Annotated in this window: 18 protein-coding genes; 13 read left to right on the top strand and 5 right to left on the bottom strand. The window is 38.5% G+C overall.

The features are described from left to right. Positions 1–15: 15 nt before the first annotated feature. From ACNR9Q_RS11570 to galK, 5 genes are all read left to right on the top strand, one after another. The gene (locus ACNR9Q_RS11570) at positions 16–966 is read left to right on the top strand and encodes a septum formation inhibitor Maf (RefSeq protein WP_419211375.1); all 951 of its coding nucleotides are present in this window, start codon (positions 16–18) and stop codon (positions 964–966) included. Positions 967–969: 3 nt separating this feature from the next. Further along, the gene (locus ACNR9Q_RS11565; protein ID WP_419211374.1) at positions 970–1539 is read left to right on the top strand and encodes a mechanosensitive ion channel domain-containing protein; all 570 of its coding nucleotides are present in this window, start codon (positions 970–972) and stop codon (positions 1537–1539) included. An 80-nt stretch (positions 1540–1619) separates the two neighbouring features. Next, a complete protein-coding gene (locus ACNR9Q_RS11560) occupies positions 1620–4151 on the top strand; it encodes a PIG-L family deacetylase (protein ID WP_419211373.1) in 2532 nt (843 codons plus the stop codon). 111 nt (positions 4152–4262) lie between these two features. Then, positions 4263–5996: a sodium:solute symporter gene (locus ACNR9Q_RS11555; protein WP_419211372.1), complete on the top strand. Its 1734-nt coding sequence runs from the start codon at positions 4263–4265 to the stop codon at positions 5994–5996. A 29-nt stretch (positions 5997–6025) separates the two neighbouring features. Then, the gene (gene galK / locus ACNR9Q_RS11550) at positions 6026–7186 is read left to right on the top strand and encodes a galactokinase (RefSeq protein ID WP_419211371.1); all 1161 of its coding nucleotides are present in this window, start codon (positions 6026–6028) and stop codon (positions 7184–7186) included. A gap of 55 nt (positions 7187–7241) precedes the next feature. Here galK and ACNR9Q_RS11545 read toward each other — a convergent pair whose 3' ends face one another. Continuing rightward, positions 7242–8087, bottom strand: coding sequence for a DUF2911 domain-containing protein (locus tag ACNR9Q_RS11545; RefSeq protein WP_419211370.1), 846 nt, complete (start codon positions 8085–8087; stop codon positions 7242–7244). 89 nt (positions 8088–8176) lie between these two features. Continuing rightward, on the bottom strand, positions 8177–9367 hold the full coding sequence (locus ACNR9Q_RS11540) for a T9SS C-terminal target domain-containing protein (RefSeq protein WP_419211369.1): 1191 nt from the start codon (positions 9365–9367) through the stop codon (positions 8177–8179). A gap of 173 nt (positions 9368–9540) precedes the next feature. Between ACNR9Q_RS11540 and ACNR9Q_RS11535 the strand changes: the two genes are divergently transcribed. The 6 genes from ACNR9Q_RS11535 (at position 9541) to ACNR9Q_RS11510 (ending at position 15136) form a co-directional block, all read left to right on the top strand. Then, complete coding sequence (locus ACNR9Q_RS11535; protein ID WP_419211368.1) at positions 9541–10038, top strand: SRPBCC family protein; 498 nt, start codon at positions 9541–9543, stop codon at positions 10036–10038. Further along, positions 10039–10728 (top strand): SDR family NAD(P)-dependent oxidoreductase, encoded by a 690-nt coding sequence (locus ACNR9Q_RS11530; RefSeq protein WP_419211367.1) that lies wholly within the window; start codon positions 10039–10041, stop codon positions 10726–10728. Beyond that, on the top strand, positions 10729–12042 hold the full coding sequence (locus tag ACNR9Q_RS11525; RefSeq protein WP_419211366.1) for a cryptochrome/photolyase family protein: 1314 nt from the start codon (positions 10729–10731) through the stop codon (positions 12040–12042). A gap of 108 nt (positions 12043–12150) precedes the next feature. Further along, positions 12151–13578, top strand: a complete 1428-nt coding sequence (locus ACNR9Q_RS11520; RefSeq protein WP_419211365.1) for an amidohydrolase — start codon at positions 12151–12153, stop codon at positions 13576–13578. A gap of 87 nt (positions 13579–13665) precedes the next feature. Next, positions 13666–14109, top strand: coding sequence for a VOC family protein (locus ACNR9Q_RS11515; protein WP_419211364.1), 444 nt, complete (start codon positions 13666–13668; stop codon positions 14107–14109). A 28-nt stretch (positions 14110–14137) separates the two neighbouring features. Continuing rightward, positions 14138–15136, top strand: a complete 999-nt coding sequence (locus tag ACNR9Q_RS11510; RefSeq protein WP_419211363.1) for a pirin family protein — start codon at positions 14138–14140, stop codon at positions 15134–15136. 152 nt (positions 15137–15288) lie between these two features. Here ACNR9Q_RS11510 and murA read toward each other — a convergent pair whose 3' ends face one another. From murA to ACNR9Q_RS11495, 3 genes are all read right to left on the bottom strand, one after another. Further along, entirely contained in the window at positions 15289–16596 is a 1308-nt protein-coding gene (gene murA / locus ACNR9Q_RS11505) for a UDP-N-acetylglucosamine 1-carboxyvinyltransferase (RefSeq protein WP_419211362.1), read from the bottom strand. A gap of 16 nt (positions 16597–16612) precedes the next feature. Continuing rightward, positions 16613–17266, bottom strand: coding sequence for a DUF4290 domain-containing protein (locus tag ACNR9Q_RS11500; protein ID WP_419211361.1), 654 nt, complete (start codon positions 17264–17266; stop codon positions 16613–16615). 82 nt (positions 17267–17348) lie between these two features. Next, positions 17349–17636 (bottom strand): DUF493 family protein, encoded by a 288-nt coding sequence (locus ACNR9Q_RS11495; RefSeq protein WP_419214276.1) that lies wholly within the window; start codon positions 17634–17636, stop codon positions 17349–17351. 87 nt (positions 17637–17723) lie between these two features. Between ACNR9Q_RS11495 and ACNR9Q_RS11490 the strand changes: the two genes are divergently transcribed. Then, positions 17724–18293, top strand: a complete 570-nt coding sequence (locus ACNR9Q_RS11490; protein WP_419211360.1) for an AAA family ATPase — start codon at positions 17724–17726, stop codon at positions 18291–18293. Next, positions 18277–20181, top strand: a complete 1905-nt coding sequence (locus ACNR9Q_RS11485) for a RecQ family ATP-dependent DNA helicase (protein ID WP_419211359.1) — start codon at positions 18277–18279, stop codon at positions 20179–20181. The genes ACNR9Q_RS11490 and ACNR9Q_RS11485 overlap by 17 nt, the downstream gene beginning before the upstream one ends. Positions 20182–20183 lie beyond the last annotated feature (2 nt).

The raw sequence follows: 20183 nt of genomic DNA, 5'->3' as shown, positions 1-20183 counted from the left end.
AATAAAACAGTCGCTATGAAAAACTTTACAGGTTATACAATGAATTCGATACTGATTTTAGGATTTCTATGCCTCACCTCATGCAAAGAGACTACTAGTGAGAATTCGGAAGAGAAATTGGCCGTGAACTCCGATAAACCGCAGCTTCAGCAATCAAAAAAAAATCTTCCACAAGAATTTAAGGACTATTGGTATGCGGGCAACGCCGAAATCACTTCCTATGAACTGCAACAGGCGCGGTATGGCGAATTGCGTGAAGGAAAAGCTGTGATGATCTATGTTACCGAACCCTTTTTACCCGGCTTGCAGGTAAAAGCTGATAATAAGGATCCAGAAAATATTCCGGTTTTAAAATTAAATGCTACTAAAAATTACTTGACCGGTATTTACCCCTACTCTATTATGACCAGTAGCTTTTATCCGGTACATGACAATCAACATGCCCTAAAAGTATCCTTCTCGTCCCAAGAATGGTGTGGCCATGTTTACGCTCAGTTGAATAATAGAGATGATTTTGAAATCATGTCCCACTCTTATTTTGGAACGGAAGCAGACGAAGATTTCCATTTGGAAAAAGTACTACTGGAAAATGAGATTTGGAATAAAATACGTATCAGTCCAACCGATTTACCTACAGGAAGTGTGGATATCATTCCTTCCTTAGAATATATTAGGCTTTCCCATAAAGAATTAAAGCCCTATAAAGCGAAAGCGTCTATCAATACAACCGATAAAACTACCATTTACGAGATTTCCTATCCAGAGTTAGAACGGACATTGAAAATTGAATTTATGAGCGAGTTCCCATATACCATAGAAGGTTGGACCGATTCTTTTAAAGGTGGCTTTGGGCAAGAGGCAAAAGTGCTAACCTCTAGAGCGACCATTATTAATAGGATTAAAACCCCCTATTGGCAACAAAATTCCAATAAGGATTTATATTTGCGCGATAGTTTAGGATTATAGCCTATGAGAAATTTTATTGCCAATCATCACAATGAGCTCATCTATAGCGTTATTGTATTTATTGTTATCATCATATTAAAATTCTTATTTACTACGGCAGTGCGTAAAGTCAGTAAAATCAGTGATTTTAATCCCGTTCGCACCAACCTGATCATTAAATACATCAACATTGCCCTTACCATTATCACCATCGTAGCCCTTACCTTGGTTTGGAGTGTGAATTACAAGGAGTTAGGTATATTATTGTCTTCTGTTTTCGCGGTTATAGGTGTTGCGCTTTTTGCCCAGTGGTCCATTCTAAGTAATATTACCGCAGGAGTGATCATCTTTTTTTCTTTTCCATTTAAAATCGGGAATACGATACGTATTTTGGACAAGGAACTGCTAGATCCCAATACCACCGAGTTAGATACTTTTGTGATAGAGGACATCAGGGCCTTTCATCTTCATTTAAGAAAAAGTAACGGAGAGGTTTTAACGTATCCCAATAATTTAATTCTTCAAAAAGGGGTCGTTTTGGTATCAACATATCATGAAGCCGAATTATTTAGCAATGAAGGGGAGGGCTCATAATTTTGTTAAAGAAGTCGTAAAAAAGTGCCTTTAGGCACGAATGTTGTTATATTTGGTTTGACTACCAAAACCATCCAAAAATGCGCCATTTATTAGGGTTTCTGACCTGTAGCCTGTTTATAATCAGCATCCTTAATTCCCAAGCTCCGAAGAAAAGCTCTCCAGCGGATATCTATCATTCCATTGAAAAATTGAATTTTTTAGGTTCGGCACTTTATATCGCTGCCCACCCAGATGATGAAAATACGCGATTAATATCCTATTTTTCAAATCATCTGAATGCCCGAACAGGCTATCTCTCCTTGACCAGGGGAGATGGTGGCCAAAACTTAATCGGGCCTGAATTACGTGAACTTTTAGGAGTATTACGAACACAGGAATTATTAGCGGCCAGACGTATAGATGGTGGCGAACAATTTTTCACTCGCGCAAATGATTTTGGTTATTCGAAGCAACCAAGTGAAACCCTTGAAATTTGGAACAAAGAGGCCATTCTTGGAGATGTGGTGCGGACTATTCGTACCTTCAAACCAGATGTTATCATCAATAGATTTGACCATAGAACACCTGGTAGTACGCATGGTCATCATACATCATCGGCCCTATTGAGCGTTGAGGCCTTTGACCTTGCAAATGACCCAAAAGCGTATCCTAATCAACTTGGATCCACAACTACATGGCAACCCCAACGTTTATTTTTCAATACTTCATGGTGGTTCTATGGGAGTCAAGAAAAATTTAAGGAGGCAGATAAATCGAACTTACTAAGTATGGATGTCGGGGTGTACTACCCCATGCTGGGGATGTCAAATAATGAAATTGCCTCTTTGGCCAGTAGTCAACATTTATGTCAAGGTTTTGGCAGAATAAGTGCAAGAGGTACTGAAGAGGAGTATATTGAGTTATTGAAAGGTGATCTACCTGAAGATAGAAACAATGTTTTTGAAGGTATCGATACAAGTTGGTCACGAATTGAAGGTGGCAAGGCCATTGGTGATATTCTTTACGAAGTGGAGAAGAACTTTAATTTCAAAAATCCTTCCGTCCACTTGCCTGCTCTTTTAAATGCATACCAGCTCCTGCAAAAAACGAACGATGAGCATTGGAAAACTCTAAAAACAAAAGAGTTAACAGATATCATAACCGCAATTTCCGGACTCTACATAGAAGCAACTACACAAATGGCCTATGCAAATCCTGGAGAAAGCATTACCATAGAGCTTGAAGCTTTGAACAGAAGTAACATAAAGGTAGCATTAAAGTCAATTTTTATAAATGACCAAGAAATTTCCTCTCAATCAACTGCTTTAGAAAATAACCAAGACTTTAAAATGGAAACTTCTTTAAGCATTCCTGAAGATACTAATTTTACCAGTCCCTACTGGATAATGGAAAAAGGTACCTTGGGAACCTATACCGTTACCGACAATAAACTTATTGGAAAGCCAGAAACTCCGAAAGCATTTACTGTAAAATTCAATTTAGATTTTGATGGTGTTATCGTACCCGTTAGCAGACCGGTTGTATATAAGTATGCAAAACCAGAAAAAGGGGAACTTTACCAACCCTTTGAAATCGTTCCAGAAGCAACTGCTAGTTTTTCCGACAAAGTTCTAATATTCGCAGATGCCAATGCCAGACAGATACCTGTTACCATTAAAGCCCATAAAAACAATATCTCGGGCACCGTCGAATTAAAACACGGTAAGGGTTGGCAAGTCGATGCAGTTTCACAACCCTTCACTATTGTAAAAAAGGGGGATGAACAAACCGTTTATTTTACGGTAACTCCACCAGCATCTGAAAATGAAAGTTATATTTCCCCGGTTATCAAATTAAGTGGAAAGGAAATAACAAAAGAATTAGTGTCCATCGCTTATGACCATATTCCTACGCAAACCGTATTATTACCGGCTGAAGTAAAAATAGTACGGCTGAATATTCAAAAAGCAGGTGAAAATATTGGCTACATTATGGGTGCCGGCGACGAAGTCCCTACGAGTTTGGAACAAATTGGGTATAAGGTACAACTTATCGATCCGACCACTATTTCGACAGAATCGTTAGCGAAATATGATGCGGTAGTATTAGGTATTAGAGCGTATAATGTGGTGAATGACCTTAAGTTCAAACAACGTTTCATTTTAGACTATGCAAAAAACGGAGGTACTGTAATCGTACAATACAATACGGCCAGTAGATGGGCCGATCAATTCGAAAATATTGCCCCTTACGAGTTGGTAATATCGAATGACCGAGTAACCAATGAAAATTCTGAAGTTGAAATCATCGCAACAGATAACGCATTGGTCAACTTCCCCAATAAAATCAATCCAGATGATTTTAAAGGATGGGTCCAGGAAAGAGGTCTATACTTCCCAAATAAGTGGAGCTCAGAATTTACGCCTATCTTAGAAATGCACGATGATAACGAAGAAGCATCAAAAGGAAGTCTTTTGATTGCCCCATATGGAAAGGGTCATTATATTTATACAGGCCTTAGTTTTTTTAGGGAACTTCCTGTAGGTGTACCCGGAGCTTATAAGTTATTCTCCAATATGTTATCCGTAGGAAAAGAAAAAATAGAATCCAATACGAAAATAAAAGGATGAAAACGGAACGGGATGAAAGTACAACTTGGAAAAAAGAGTACACTATTGTATTGGTGCTCAATTTAATCTACGTTCTTGTATTCTATTATTTAATGACTTCATTTAATTGATATGAGGGAGTTAGATTGGATCATTCTAGGCGGCACATTATTATTCATTGTTATCTATGGGGTTTGGAAAACCAAGGGAAGCAAGAACGTAGACGATTATGTGCGTGGGGGTAGTGATTCAAAATGGTGGACCATAGGATTATCTGTTATGGCTACCCAAGCCAGTGCGATCACATTTTTATCTACGCCTGGGCAAGCATTCCATGATGGTATGGGCTTTGTGCAATTTTATTTCGGACTTCCATTCGCCATGATTATCATTTGTATGGTTTTCGTTCCCATTTATCACCGAATGAAAATTTACACGGCCTATGAATTTCTAGAAAATAGGTTCGATTTAAAGACAAGGTCCTTGACGGCTCTTTTATTTTTAATACAACGCGGGCTTGCCGCCGGTATAACCATATTCGCACCATCCATTATACTTTCGGCGGTCTTAGGATGGGATTTACGCACCTTGAACATTATCATTGGTAGCTTGGTGATCATTTATACGGTTTCTGGGGGTACTAACGCTGTGAGTGTTACCCAAAAGCAGCAGATGTTTATAATCATGCTAGGTATGTTCATTACGTTTTTTTTCATTCTAGGCTACTTACCTTCAGACGTAACATTTAGTAAGGCAATGAAAATTGCAGGAGCTAGCAACAAATTGAATATTCTTAATTTTGATTTCGATACCTCTAGTCGCTATACATTTTGGAGTGGAATTACAGGTGGACTTTTTCTTTTCTTGGCCTATTTTGGAACCGATCAAAGTCAGGTACAGCGATACCTTACCGGTAAATCTATACGCGAAAGTCAATTAGGTCTTGTTTTTAACGCGATTTTCAAAATTCCGATGCAATTTTTTATTTTACTGGTGGGGGTAATGGTTTTTGTGTTCTACCAATATAATCCAACTCCGTTAAACTTCAATCCTTCTGCGACCCAAGCTGTTATGGAATCTTCCTATGCAGAAGACTACAGACTTTTACAGGAAGGTCAAATCGCGTTGGAGGCTGAAAAGAGAATTGCACAGAATAAATTTTCATCTGCATTGGAAATTAAGGAATATGCTGCGGTAGAGGAAGCCAAAAAGCAAATCATACGAATCAATCAAAAAGATAGTACCAACCGTGTTGCGGCCAAAGCGTTGATCAGTCAGGCAAACGATGTTGTAGAAACAAATGATAAGGATTACGTTTTCATTCATTTTATCCTTAATAATTTACCAACAGGTTTGGTAGGTTTACTACTGGCCGTAATACTATCTGCAGCAATGTCCTCAACGGCATCAGAACTCAATGCACTCGGTACTGTAACCGCTTTAGACCTTTACAAGCGTAATAGGACAAAGAATTTTACAGAGGCCCATTATGTCAAAGCTTCAAAGTACTTTACACTACTGTGGGGAATAGTAGCGATTTCTATTGCCAGTGTTGCCAATCTTTTCGATAATTTGATTCAACTGGTGAACATCATAGGTAGTATCTTTTATGGAAATGTATTGGGTATCTTTCTCATTGCCTTCTCTTTTAAATTTATTAAAGGTAATGCCGTCTTCTTTGCAGCCGTTCTTACCCAGGTAATCGTTTGTATAATATATTATTATTTAATACATATTTACCCTCCAGGTCAAGAAAAATTAGGATATCTATGGTTGAATTTCGTAGGCGCGGCATTGGTGATTTTAACGGCTTTTATTTTTGAGGCATTTGACCGTATGTTGAAAAGACCCCTAACTTCAGCCTAAACAAGCTTTCAACTTTTATTATCCATTCCATGGTTCATACAGAAATTAAAAATTATTTTATAGCGCAATACGCGCCAAACCCATTAATGGTCAAGGCACCGGGCCGTATCAATCTAATTGGAGAGCATACTGATTATAACGAGGGATTGGTGCTACCCGCCTCTATTGAAAAAGGAATCTATTTCGCCGTTGCACCAAACGATCTTAATTTGGTACAAATTGAAACGTTTCTAACCCAGCCCGAAAAGATAGTATTCAAGCTTGATGGCAGTCCGTCTCAATTCAAATCGTTCTGGGGAAATTACTTTAAGGCTATAATTGAAATTTTACTTTCAAAAGGCTATCCATTAAAAGGTATGGATTGCGTATTTGGTGGTGATATTCCTATTGGTTCTGGGCTTTCTTCTTCGGCTGCCCTTTGCTGTGGTTTTATTTATGCGATAACCCAAATATCAGAAAAAGAACTTACGAGAGAGGAAATTGCACTGATCGCTCAGAAAGCTGAACATCAAATTGGTTTGAATTGTGGATTAATGGACCAATATGCAGTGCTTTTTGGAAAAAAAGGAAATGCGTTTCTATTGGACTGCAAAGATTTAAGTCACAAATATATCCCTATAAACCTGACTGGTTATAGTTGGGTGTTGATAAACTCCAACATTAAACACAACTTGGCCGTAGATTCTGAATATAACAAAAGACGTATTTCGTGCGAAAATATAGTGAGGCAAGTACAGCAGCTAAAAACAGGAGTTACTTCGTTACGGGATATTACTTTGGAGGATTTAAGTACCATTTCGAATGCAACTAATTCCACCGATATTATGAGGGCGGGCTATGTCATTGAAGAAAACCAAAGAGTGCGAGACATGATAAAAGCATTGACCATCGGTGATGCAAAACTCGTAGGAAGCATTCTTAAAAAAGGCCATTGGGCCATGTCCACCCAATACGAAATAACCACCCCAGAATTGGATTTCTTGGTTACTACAGGAGACCAATTAGAAGGTGTTATGGGCTCAAGGATGATGGGGGGAGGTTTTGGAGGTTGTACCATAAACCTAGTTCAAACAGCTAAGTTAGCTAAAAGTATAGCGGCGCTACTTCAAGCTTATAAAGAAAAAACAAATATTGATGCAGAATATTACCATTTGGCGATAGATGATGGTGTTAATGTATTGCGTACTTAAAATAAAAATGTCCGGGTGTACACCTGGACATTTTCGTACATATTAGGAATGGAACTTACTTTGCGCCCCATTCTTTCAATGAATCGTTGTTCATTTTTACATAATCATCATTACCAGCTTCTTTAGCACCTGCCAATGATTTTTTAGCAGCTTCAATGGCCCCCTTTTTATCCCCTGCTTTTGCCAAAATCAATGATTGTTGTCGTAGCTGCCAAAATGCTGGTTTTTCAGTCATTGACATGGCCTTTTCCATCCAATCTTTTGCTTTATTGATGTCTTTACCTTCACTGGCATAATAGGTGGCTGCAGCATAATAATCATCTGCAGTAGGACCATTTAAAGCAGTTTCTATACTTTTCATAACAGTGGCATCTGTTGGTACACTAAAAGGAACCGCCACATAGGTATTCTCCCAAATAATTCCCAAATTCGCACCGTCACTCATGACATCATCGATGGTTATGGTGAACGTTTCTACCGGCATATCCATTTTATGAACTGGAACTGTCAATTGTGCTACTACTTTACTTTCGTCCCAAGTACTTGGTGTTCCACCTCCAACGATATCTGTATAAAAGAATACGTCCCAATTAGAAGCTCCTGGATTGGTGAATATAGAGTAGGTTCCCGATTTTACATCACTACCACCGATTGTTACGTCCGTATCAAACGTTATTTTGGTATATGAATTTGCGCCTGTACGCCATAATTTATCAAAAGGAACTAAATTTCCAAAAACTTTCCTCCCTCTCATAGAGGGTCTTGAATAGTCTACCATAACTTCGGTCAAACCTACAGTTTGCCACAATTTCGCAGCTGGGCTAGGTGCTGGCGTATTAATCTGGGCTTCGACCGTTAGCGATGCAACGATTGCCAATAAAAAAAGTACTACTTTGTTCATAATTTTTGTTGATTAGTTTAAGAAGCAAAGCTAGATATAAACAGTTGTGTGTTTTGTTAACAAACTCTTAAATACACACTGTTGTGGGTTTAATAAACCACAAAGGGTGTGGCAATTACGCTATCTTCTAAATAGAGGGTCATGTAGTAAACCGATGTTTTCAAATATGGTGTAATGATACCTTGCATCTCAACGACTCCAGAACTCCGCCATACGGATCTTCCCAGTACATCAAATATAATTTGAGCACATATGGTTTTGTCGGTAGCTATTGAATAGTGATATTGTTGCGTATTATTATCCCTGAATATTACAAGTCGGTCCGGTTCTTCCTCATTATCTGGAACCTCTGAGGGTTCAGGATTTTCATGCTCTTGTGGTGGACTAGGCTCTTCTGGGGTTATGGGTTCATTAGATTTGATTTGAAAAGAAAATAACCGAGATTCGGATGCAATGGTAGGATTTTGCCTAGAAAAAAACTCAGAAGAAAAGTAATATTGTGCAGAATCGATCTGAGTAATTCCCTCCGCTTGCACAAAATTAAGCGGTAACGAATGTTGCTCAAATCCATTAAAAATGTTTTGGGAGCTCAAATTTTCAACAATACCGATAAACGGACTTAAAATATTTGAATATCCTAACACAACTAATCTATTAGTATTTTCATCATAGGTCGCATCTGTTACCAACCCTATATTTGCAATATCCCCTACCCTACTTGCGATGTAAGTTCCGGGTATTTTTGGTAGTGCATACGCCACCGACCCTGAACTTTGCCATTGTTTTGTTAAAATAACGAGCTGATTTTGAAGCACAAAAAAAGCCTCAGCATCCCAGTCGCTATTTCCGCTATCAGAAAAATCGATTTGGTCTACATACGAAAAATGAATGGTCGTAGCAGATACGGTATCCGAAGAAAGATAGTCTGTTTTTGAAATTCTATAGACCGCCAAATTGCTGCGCACACCAAGATTATTTCCAAAATCCCCAATATAGATGTAATCATCATCTTGTGTGATGGCTTCCCAATCGTTATTTTCAACGTTTGTAACTGTAACGGTCCGTTTAATGGTAAGGGTAAGGGTATCCAATTCAAATAACAAAGCTTCGTTACCAGAATCATTATGGGTAATTAAACTATGGTTGAAATAAATCAATCCAGAAGTTTCTGAAATAGTTTCTGGTAACGCTCCAACGGTCAGTAGGTTTTTTTGAGCCTGCATACCAATAGCTAGTAAAAAAAGGGAAACGAAACCTATTTTTTTGACAACTACCTTCATACCTACAAAATAAACTACAATAAAGATAAAACCATGTATTTAAGCGATGTAAATTTATTTTAATCGTTTAAGTCGGTGCTCTTTCGTAATAGGAGTAATTGAGATTATTTTTGTTTAATTAATATTATTTTTTATTAAACAATATTGGTTTTATATTTGTTGAAATAGCCGCTATGAAATTATATCAACTACTTGCGAAACAAGCTTTGCCAATTTCTAAAAAAGAAGCCTGGGCTTTTCTATCCGATCCTGCAAATCTTAAAGTTATTACGCCAGAGGAAATGGGTTTCCATATTTTATCAGGAGCAGACAGGCCGATGTTCCCTGGGCAAATAATTCAGTATAAAGTTTCTCCTTTTTTTGGCTTTACCACAAAATGGGTTACGGAGATCACTCATGTTGACAAAGAACATTATTTTGTAGATGAACAACGATTTGGACCTTATGCATTATGGCATCATAAACATTTTATTAAGGTAATTGACCAGGGTGTGCTCATGGAGGATATTATTGATTACAAAATTCCTTTTGGGATGTTAGGTCAATTGGCACATCCCTTAGTTGTGAGGAAACAATTGCTGACAATTTTCAGGTATAGAGAACAAAAACTAGAAGAACTTTTTGGAAGGATAGATTCCATTCCAACCGAATTAAACCTAAATTCTTTTTAAATGAAAAATATTTTACTGATTGGTGGTTCGCACGGTATAGGCCGATCAATCGTAACGGAATTACAAGATACCGCTGCATTATTTGTAGCCTCGCGTACCGATGAATCCTTGTCACATAAAAATGTGACTTACATAGAATTCGATGCAACTAAAGATGATTTGGATATATCGCTACTTCCTGAAAAATTAGATGGTTTTGTATATTGTCCGGGCAACATCAATCTAAAACCTTTTAAAATGATGGGGTTAGAGACTATGAAGGAAGATATGGAGCTTAATTTTTTCGCTATGGTAAAAGTGGTCCAAGAAGTCATCTCAAAGATGAATGAAGGTTCTAGTATGGTCTTTTTCAGCACCCTTGCGGTAAGTACCGGTATGCCATTCCATACGAGTGTTTCCGCTGCAAAAGGTGCTATCGAAGGCTTCGCGAAATCTATGGCCGCTGAATATGCCCCAAAGATTAGGATTAACGTAATCGCCCCATCTTTAGTAGATACACCATTGGCGAGACGCCTTTTGAACAATGACAAAAAGAGAGAAGCTATGGATGAGCGGCATCCCTTAAAACGTGTGGGGACAGCAGATGATATTGCCCAAAGTGCGGTATTTTTATTGAGTGATAAAAGTTCGTGGATTACAGGTCAGGTCATCGGTGTTGATGGCGGGTTATCAACGTTGAATATAAATTAAATGGCAAAAAAGGAAATATCTATTTTTTGGTTTCGAAGAGATTTACGCCTAGATGATAATGTAGGGTTTTTGAAAGCGCTAAAAGGTGATTATCCTGTACTACCCATATTTATTTTCGATGAAGAAATACTCTCTAAATTATCAAAAGATGACGCAAGGGTAACGTTCATATATGAAACCTTGCAAACCATGCGAAATCAGCTCCAGAAAGAACACGGTAGTTCATTAGCGATGTATTATGGAAAACCCTTAACCATTATAGAAGAACTTACGATCGAATATACTGTCAAGAGTATAGTTACGAATAGTGATTATGAACCGTACGCAAAGGAGCGTGATGCCCGAGTAGCTTCATTTTTGATGGAACATGACATTCCGTTTCATACGTTTAAGGACCAAGTGATTTTCGAAAAATCGGAAATAGTAAAAGATGATGGCGACCCATATGTAGTTTACACCCCCTACAAGAATAAATGGAAAGAGCGTTTTAATGTTGATAAGGACTTAACGATTCACTACACCGGCCAATACCTCACAAATCTTATAGAACATGCCCGACTACCTAATCTATCACTTTCGGATATAGGGTTTGAAAAATCAGGTATTGAAATTCCTGAATATGACGTCACTCCTACCCTTATTAATCATTATGAGGATACCCGAAATTTTCCGGCCAAAGAAAATGGAACTTCGCATTTAGGACCCCATTTACGGTTTGGTACGGTCTCCATCCGTAAAATGATGAAAAAGGCGATTGCTGAGAAAAATTCCGTTTTTTGGAGCGAGTTGATATGGAGGGAATTCTTTATGTCCATCCTTTGGCATTTTCCACACACGGTAAATGGTGCATTCCGGCCCAAATATGACCGAATCGAATGGCGTAATAACGAGGAAGAATTCGAAAAATGGAAAAAAGGGGAAACAGGTTATTTATTGGTCGATGCAGGTATGCGTGAATTAAATACTACCGGCTATATGCATAATCGCGTACGTATGCTGGTCGCAAGTTTTCTATGTAAACATTTGCTGATCGATTGGCGCTGGGGAGAAGCTTATTTTGCAAAAAAATTATTGGACTACGAAATGAGCTCAAATGTTGGAAACTGGCAATGGGCGGCCGGTAGCGGTGTCGATGCCGCTCCCTATTTTAGAATTTTTAATCCCATGACCCAAGTTGATAAATTTGATAAGGACAAAGCTTATATTAAAAAGTGGATACCAGAATTCGAAACATCGAAATATCCTGAAAAAATGGTGGACCATAAATTGGCTAGGGAGCGTTGTTTAGAAACTTACAAAGAAGCCCTTTCTTAATTGCATTTTTGATAATTCTAGTTACATTCTCGCCGTTTACAAATTGGGTTCTAATGAAGTTGATTATATTTAAACGAAGATTTCAACTCACTAAAACCAAACTCAAAAATGAAAAAAATCTCACTATTCGCTTTATGCTTATGCATGGGTACACCACTCTTTTCCCAAAAAATGAGCAAGGACAAAACTCGACTCATTTCTTCCATTGAAAACCACAAGAAAGAATTGATTAAAATAAGTGACTCCATTTGGGCTCTTGCAGAAACGGCTTTTGACGAAAGTGAATCTTCCCGTATTTTGGCGGATTATGCAGAAAAAAAAGGACTTACGGTTACAAGAGGTGTAGCAGATATCCCGACAGCATTTACTGCAACGTATGGTTCGGGAAGTCCAGTAATCAGTATTTTAGGGGAGTTTGATGCGCTACCAGGCTTATCTCAAAAAACTACTCCAGACAAATCACCTTTAAAGGAAGGAGCTCCTGGGCACGGTTGCGGTCATAACATGTTCGGTACCGCAAGTTTAGGTGCAGCTATTGCTATTAAAGAAATGATGGATGCCGGTAAAATTACAGGGACCGTTAAATTCTTGGGTACTCCGGCCGAGGAAAAATACTTCGCCAAAGTTTGGATGGTAAAAGCCGGACTTTGGGATGATGTAGATGTTAACGTAAGTTGGCATCCATCTGCAGGTATAGAGGCAGATGTGCAAAGTGGTCTTTCATTGGTCGATTTTATAGTGGAATTCTATGGGCAGGCAGCCCATGCCTCAATGGATCCTTGGAACGGTAGAAGTGCCGCCGATGCATTGGAGCTTTACACTACAGGTATTAACTATTACAGGGAACATATTTTACCAACTTCACGTATACATTATCATATACAAGATGGGGGGCAAGTAGTGAATGTAGTACCAGATTATGCAAAACTTTGGGTACGGGTAAGAGATCCTAAACGTTCAAATATGTTACCTACCTATGAACGGGTGAAAGCTATGGCCGAAGGTGCCGCGATCATGGCGAACGTCGACTACAAAATCACTTTAGTTTCTGGAATTTATGAAACCTTGGTAAATCGTTCTGGAGGAGAAATCATGCAGGAGAATTTAGAATTATTAGGCCCTATTACCTATACTGAAGAAGAAAATGAATTTGGAAAAGCGATACAAAAAGCAACGGGTAAACCTGAAGTAGGTATGGATGGTAATGTCTATCCATTAAAAGAAACAAAAGAAAGTCCGGGCGGTGGATCAACAGATGTGGGAGATGTAAGTTGGAACGTTCCCAATATCAACTTAGGGGTATCGGTAGCACCAACAGGAACACCATGGCATTCATGGGCCGTTGTTGCTTGTGGTGGCATGTCGATCGGACACAAAGGAATGATCCACGCTTCAAAGGCCATGGCCATGACGATGCTAGATCTTTTCAATGACCCCAAACTGGTTACTAAAGTAAAAGAAGAATTCAAGACGAGAAAAGGAGACGAAGTTTATGAGCCCATGATCGATGGTCCTCCACCATTAAATGGTAAATAAACCCAACCTAACGTTAAAAGAAGCTACCCATCTCGGTAGCTTCTTTCATTTTTAAGTATCTTGAAACTCTAAATGTTTAAAATAGAAATGAAAAAAATACTCGTATTATTTGCTCTTATCGCTGGAGGTTTTGCATCTGCACAATCCTTTGATTTTCAATATGACCACTATTCCTTTATTGTCAAGGATTTGGAGAAAGTGGGCGCCTTTTATAAGGATGTTTTACATTTGGAAGAAATTCCACATCCCTCTGCCCCTACTGGTTTCAAATGGTTTCGTATTCAAGGAAATTCCCAATTACACCTCATAGAAAAGGACAGTGTCGCCATGGAGCACAGTAAAAGTGTACATCTTTGTTTGGCGACACAAAAACTAGATGAACTGATCGCCTATTTAGAGAAAACAAACATTACCTATTGGGATTGGCCGGGCAAAGAAAATGCCGTAACCCTAAGAGCAGATGGAGTTCATCAAATTTACTTGAAAGACCCAGAAAATAATTGGGTAGAAATCAATGATGCGGCCCATTAAATAAATACAAACATTATTTTAAGATATTATGAACAGTGCAATCAAACAACTATTCAAATTAGGCTTTCCATGGCAAACCGAAGATCCCTTTTTATTCTGCGTTTATCATTTGGACCACTTTCCAAAAGGTAATGGAGAAATGGGACCGGTCGGTTCATTAGAAGGCAGAAATTTGGGAAATGATTTTATCGGAAAAGACGGCTGGCGCATGTACCATGGAACTACCATTCCTGGGTTTCCTGCCCATCCGCACCGAGGCTTTGAAACGATTACCGTGGTCAATAAAGGCTTCTGTGACCATTCTGATTCTTTGGGCGCCGCCGGACGCTTTGGCGAAGGTGATGTACAATGGATGACCGCCGGAAATGGGGTTCAGCATTCAGAAATGTTTCCGTTACTACATACCGAAACCGAAAACACTTTGGAACTTTTTCAAATTTGGCTGAACCTTCCCCAGAAAAGTAAATTGGTAGATCCACATTTTAAAATGCTATGGCATGAAGATATTCCCATAATTAATTTAGAGGAAGGTACCGTCAAAGTCATAGCCGGTGATTTCAATGAACAAAAAGCTCCAGACCCGGCCCCTGATTCTTGGGCGGCCGAACCCGATCACAATGTCGCCGTTTGGAACATCCATATTAACGCAAACGGCACTATTAGACTACCTAGATCAAGTAGTGATACCATTCGCACTATTTATTTCTATGAAGGCGATACGCTAGCTATTGCCGGTGAACTGGTGAAGCCTGATCATGGTATACAAGTAGACGCTTCGCAAGACATAGCTTTAACAGCTGGTGCTAAAAACGCACATATTCTTGTCCTACAGGGGAAACCGATTGGTGAACCAGTGGCCAAATACGGACCTTTTGTAATGAATACCAACGAAGAATTGCAAAAATCGATGGATGAATTCAGATTGACACAATTCGGCGGATGGCCATGGCGACATCCCGATAATGTGCATGATGCTGACCGTGGTAGGTTTGCAAAATATCCAGACGGTACAGTAGTGGAAAAGTAAACGTTAGAATAGTATAGCTGTATGGTTGAAATTCGTTCCCTAAACAATACTAGCTAAAAAGAAGGATATAGCGCCCTAAAAAAAAGCGTATACAAAATTGTATACGCTTTTTTTTAGGGAATCTTTTTAAGGACTCTTTATTTTTAGATAATTTAGACCCTTGTAATTTTAGCGCCAATGGCACGTAAACGTTCATCTATATTTTCATAACCACGATCGATTTGCTCGATATTATGAATGGTAGACGTTCCTTTTGCAGATAATGCGGCGATCAATAAGGATACACCTGCCCTAATATCTGGAGAGGTCATCGTTGTAGCTTTTAAGGTAGATTTAAAGTCATGGCCTATAACAGTGGCCCTGTGCGGATCACAAAGAATGATTTTAGCCCCCATGTCCAATAATTTATCTACAAAGAATAGTCGGCTTTCGAACATTTTTTGATGTATAAGAACTTCACCTCTGGCCTGTGTTGCTACCACTAGTATAATACTTAAAAGGTCAGGTGTTAATCCTGGCCATGGCGCATCGGCAATGGTCAAGATAGAACCATCGATATAATTTTGTATTTCATAACCGTCGTTGTGGATCGGGATATAGATATCGTCATCCCTTCGTTCGAGCTGAATGCCTATTTTTCTGAAAACCGTCGGAATTTGACCCAAATCGTCCCAACTCACATTTTTAATGGTCAGTTCACTTTTAGTCATAGCTGCGAGGCCGATCCAACTACCGATTTCGATCATATCAGGTAGCATACGGTGTTCTGTTCCCCCTAATTTGTCAACGCCATCGATTACCAATAAATTGGATCCAACGCCGCTGATTTTGGCTCCCATCCTGTTCAGCATTTTACACAATTGCTGTAGGTAGGGCTCACAAGCCGCGTTGTAGATAGTGGTACGACCTTCGGCCAAAACCGCTGCCATTACGATATTGGCAGTTCCTGTTACTGAAGCTTCATCTAAAAGCATATAGGTGCCCACCAATTTTTCAGCTTCTACACCGTAGAAATATTCCTCCCGGTTGTAACGGAATTTAGCTCCCAATTTTATAAACCCTTCAAAGTGGGTATCTAAACGTCTTCTACCAATCTTATCGCCGCCTGGCTTAGGTATATATCCTTTTCCAAAACGTGCTAATAATGGCCCGACTAACATAATGGAACCTCTCAGTCCTCTACCGTCTTCTTTGAACTGGTCTGACTGTAAATAGTTCATATTTACATCGTCTGCCTTAAAAGTGTAGGAACCTTTCCCTTTCTTTTGGATTTTCACCCCTAAATCTTCTAATAGGGTTATAAGTTTATTGACATCAACAATATCAGGAATATTACTGATCGTGACTTTCTCTTCTGTAAGTAATACGGCGCAAAGTATTTGAAGTGCTTCGTTCTTTGCTCCTTGAGGCGTTATTTCACCGAATAATTGGTGACCTCCTTCAATTTTGAATGTTCCCATCTAGATGAGTGGAAATTTAATAGCGTTTCTTACCGCGGTTATTGTTTCGTTGATTTTTCTTGCCAGAAGTAGTCCTTGGGGTCTTGGCCACACGATTTTTAAGGAACTGCCCACTATCTGTTAGACTTTCACCTTCTGCCGCTAAATCGATTTGGCCATCACTTAATTCGTACAAATGTTTAAAAATAGCCTTATCATCAACGACATCCTTGTTCCAATTGAGGTAACATTTTTTCATGTGATTGGCGATGGCATATTCTAATCCAGACCGTTTATCACCTTTTTCCCATCCTATTGCAACATCTATCATACGCTTAATATTATTTCCGTAAAAACGATATTTTGGAAAATTCTGGGGATATTCCAAAGGTTCGGGGCGCTGTCTCAAAATTTCCTTTGAGGTTATCGGAAATGGGGATTCTACATCCAATTTAAAATCGGACATTATAAATAATTGATCCCAAAGTTTATGTTGAAAATCGGGTACATCACGCAAGTGTGGCTGTAAATTCCCCATTACACTTATAATCGCTTGGGCTACTTTATTTCGTTCTACGTCATCCTCGATAGAAACGGCATAATCTACCATTTTTTGGAAATGACGACCGTATTCAGGAATAATCAAATGCGGACGCTCCGTATTATATTCTAGGTTTTCTACTAATTGCAAATTGAAAATTTTAGCTTAAAATGTTTGAAGAAGTATTCTTATAACGTTGCCAAATTAAGAAAATTATAGATGAAATACTATTTTACAAAGAGATTACCCCTTCAATTTCCCCTACTTCCTTATATTTTTCTATAACCGCATCGGGATCTTTCAAATTGACAGTAATCGAAACACTGGTATATTTACCTTTTTTTGACTTTTTTGATTCGATGACCGCTCCCATATTATCAAATATTTTATGGATTTCGGCAATTTTAGCGGTTTCACTTTTTACAATGAATTTATAAAGATAATCTGATGGCCATTTGGAGGTATCCTCCAATTGTTCCTTTAACTTTTTATAAAATTCTTCTGGATTATTTTCGTCCATGGCTTCTAATTTATACAAAGATAAGTGTAATCTAGCAGTTTTTTAATACTCATGGTTTATGTACTTTTGTTTCTATATGCTAAGCTATTGAACAAAAAAAGAATTGTTATAACAGGAGGACCGGGAACAGGCAAAACGGTATTGATATCATCACTGGAAGAAAATGGATTTTATTGTTTTCATGAAGTTATACGTACCATGACCTTAGAAGCGTTGAACGGCAAAGAATTCACTGATGAACTTGTTAACCCAATAGCCTTCGTCAATGATTCTAAAAGTTTCAACGACCAACTCTTAAATGCGCGGCTAAACCATTTTATCGAAGCACAGGCCCTAGAAGAAAAACATGTTTTTTATGATCGTGGTCTACCCGATGTTCTAGCCTATATGGATTATTTCAAGCAATCTTACGATCAAGGGTTTATTGATATCTGCACCGAAAACCGTTATGACGAAGTATTGATTCTTCCCCCATGGGAAGCGATTTATGTGCAGGATAACGAACGTATGGAAGATTTTAAACAGTCTTGCGACATCCACGATCATTTGGAAGCAAAGTATACCGAATTAGGCTATAACCCTATTGAAGTGCCTTTTGGCCCGATTGAAGAACGTATGCGATTTGTATTGCAACTTATAGATGAAACCGGTGGATAATACGCCAAAGGACATTTTATCCCAATATTGGGGCTTTGATAGTTTTAGGGGTTCCCAAGAAGAGATCATCGGTGCAATTTGCGCAGGAAGGGATGTTTTGGGCCTTTTGCCCACGGGGGGCGGTAAATCCATTTGTTTTCAAGTTCCGGCCATGATGAAAGAAGGGATCTGCATTGTGATTTCGCCGTTGATCGCACTAATAGAAAATCAAGTCGACACCCTGCAAGGCTTAGGAATTAAAGCCATCGGTTTAAAAGGCGGACTTAAATTCAACGATGTGGATAAGTTATTGGATAATTGTATCTACGGCAATTATAAATTTCTCTACCTCTCACCCGAACGCTTGCAGCAAGAATTGGTTCAGGAACGTATAAAGGCTATGAACGTCAGCCTTTTTGTCATCGATGAAGCCCACTGTATTTCACAATGGGGCCATGACTTTCGCCCCGCCTATTTAAGTTGTTCCATTTTAAGGGATTTACATTCCGCCCCACCAATAGTAGCCTTAACGGCTACTGCTACCAAAAGAGTTAGTACTGATATTATCGATTCTTTAAGGTTACAGAATCCTTTGGTCAAAAAAGACTCCTTTTATAGAAATAACATTGGCTTTGCGGTACTCACATCAGAAGATAAAAATGGTCAACTAAAACGCTATTGTCGACAATTGACGCATAGTGTGATTGTCTATGTAAGAAATAGAAGAAAGACTGAAGAACTTTCAAGGTATCTGGTAGCAAAAGGTATAAAGGCCACTTTTTACCATGGAGGGATTGACCAAAATAGTAAAACGGAACGTCTTAATGCATGGTTGCAAGGTAAGGTATCCATAATGGTGGCCACCAACGCCTTCGGTATGGGGATCGACAAGCCCGATGTTGAACTGGTGATCCATTACCAAATACCCGATAGTATAGAGAATTACTTTCAGGAAGCAGGGCGTGCAGGTAGAAACGGAGCATTTGCAAAAGCGATTTTATTGACCAATACGTCAGATAAAGTAATGGTACAGAAACAATTTTTAGAAGTTTTGCCAGATGTGGACTTTGTAAAAATGGTCTACCGAAAATTGAACAACTATTTTCAAATCGGTTTTGAGGAATTTACAGAAACTAAATTTCCGCTTAATTTTAATGAATTCTGTGCAGTTTATAAACTGAATACGTATTTGACCTATAATGCTTTACTTATTTTAGACCGTAACTCGGTTATTTCACTTTCTGAAAATTTTACGAAAAAAATAACCATCCAGTTTATAACGGACAAGGATACCTTATTCAGATACATTGACCAAAATCCCAAACTAGAACAATTCATAAAGGTGGTCTTACGCACCTATGGGGGATTATTTGAATTCGAAACCCAAATAAACACTTATCTATTGGCTAAAAAGCTAAATATTACAGAAGCTATTGTGAACTCAAATTTTGAGCGATTGGCCAAAGATGAACTTATTTCATATAATAGTTTCACTAATGATTTGGAACTTACCTTTTTGGTGCCACGAGATGATGATCGTACCATAAATCGGTTTTCACGAACCATTACCGAACAAAACGAAATTAAAAGCAATAAAGTTTCAAAAATGCTAGCCTATATCGAAAACGATAAGATCTGTAGAAGTGTACAACTCTTACGGTATTTTGGAGAAAAACAAGAAGGGGTTTGTGGTATTTGTGATGTTTGTCAACTGAAATCTTTAGGTTCAAATGATATTTCAAGGATAAAATTAAAAATCGTAGAACTATTAAAAACAAAATGGGCTACCTCAAGAGACCTTCAAGAAGAACTTGATATACCCCAAGCATCTTTGGTCATTGCCCTACAAGAACTATTAGAAGAGAATAGTATTAAACTTAATTCAAAGAACGCATACGAACATATATAATT

Origin of the sequence: Maribacter sp. X9 (assembly GCF_048537565.1) — a bacterium.
In the GTDB taxonomy this organism is placed as follows: Bacteria; Bacteroidota; Bacteroidia; order Flavobacteriales; family Flavobacteriaceae; genus Maribacter.
The sequence above is the reverse complement of the archived record's forward strand: the minus strand, read 5'-3'. Positions and strand labels throughout refer to the sequence as shown.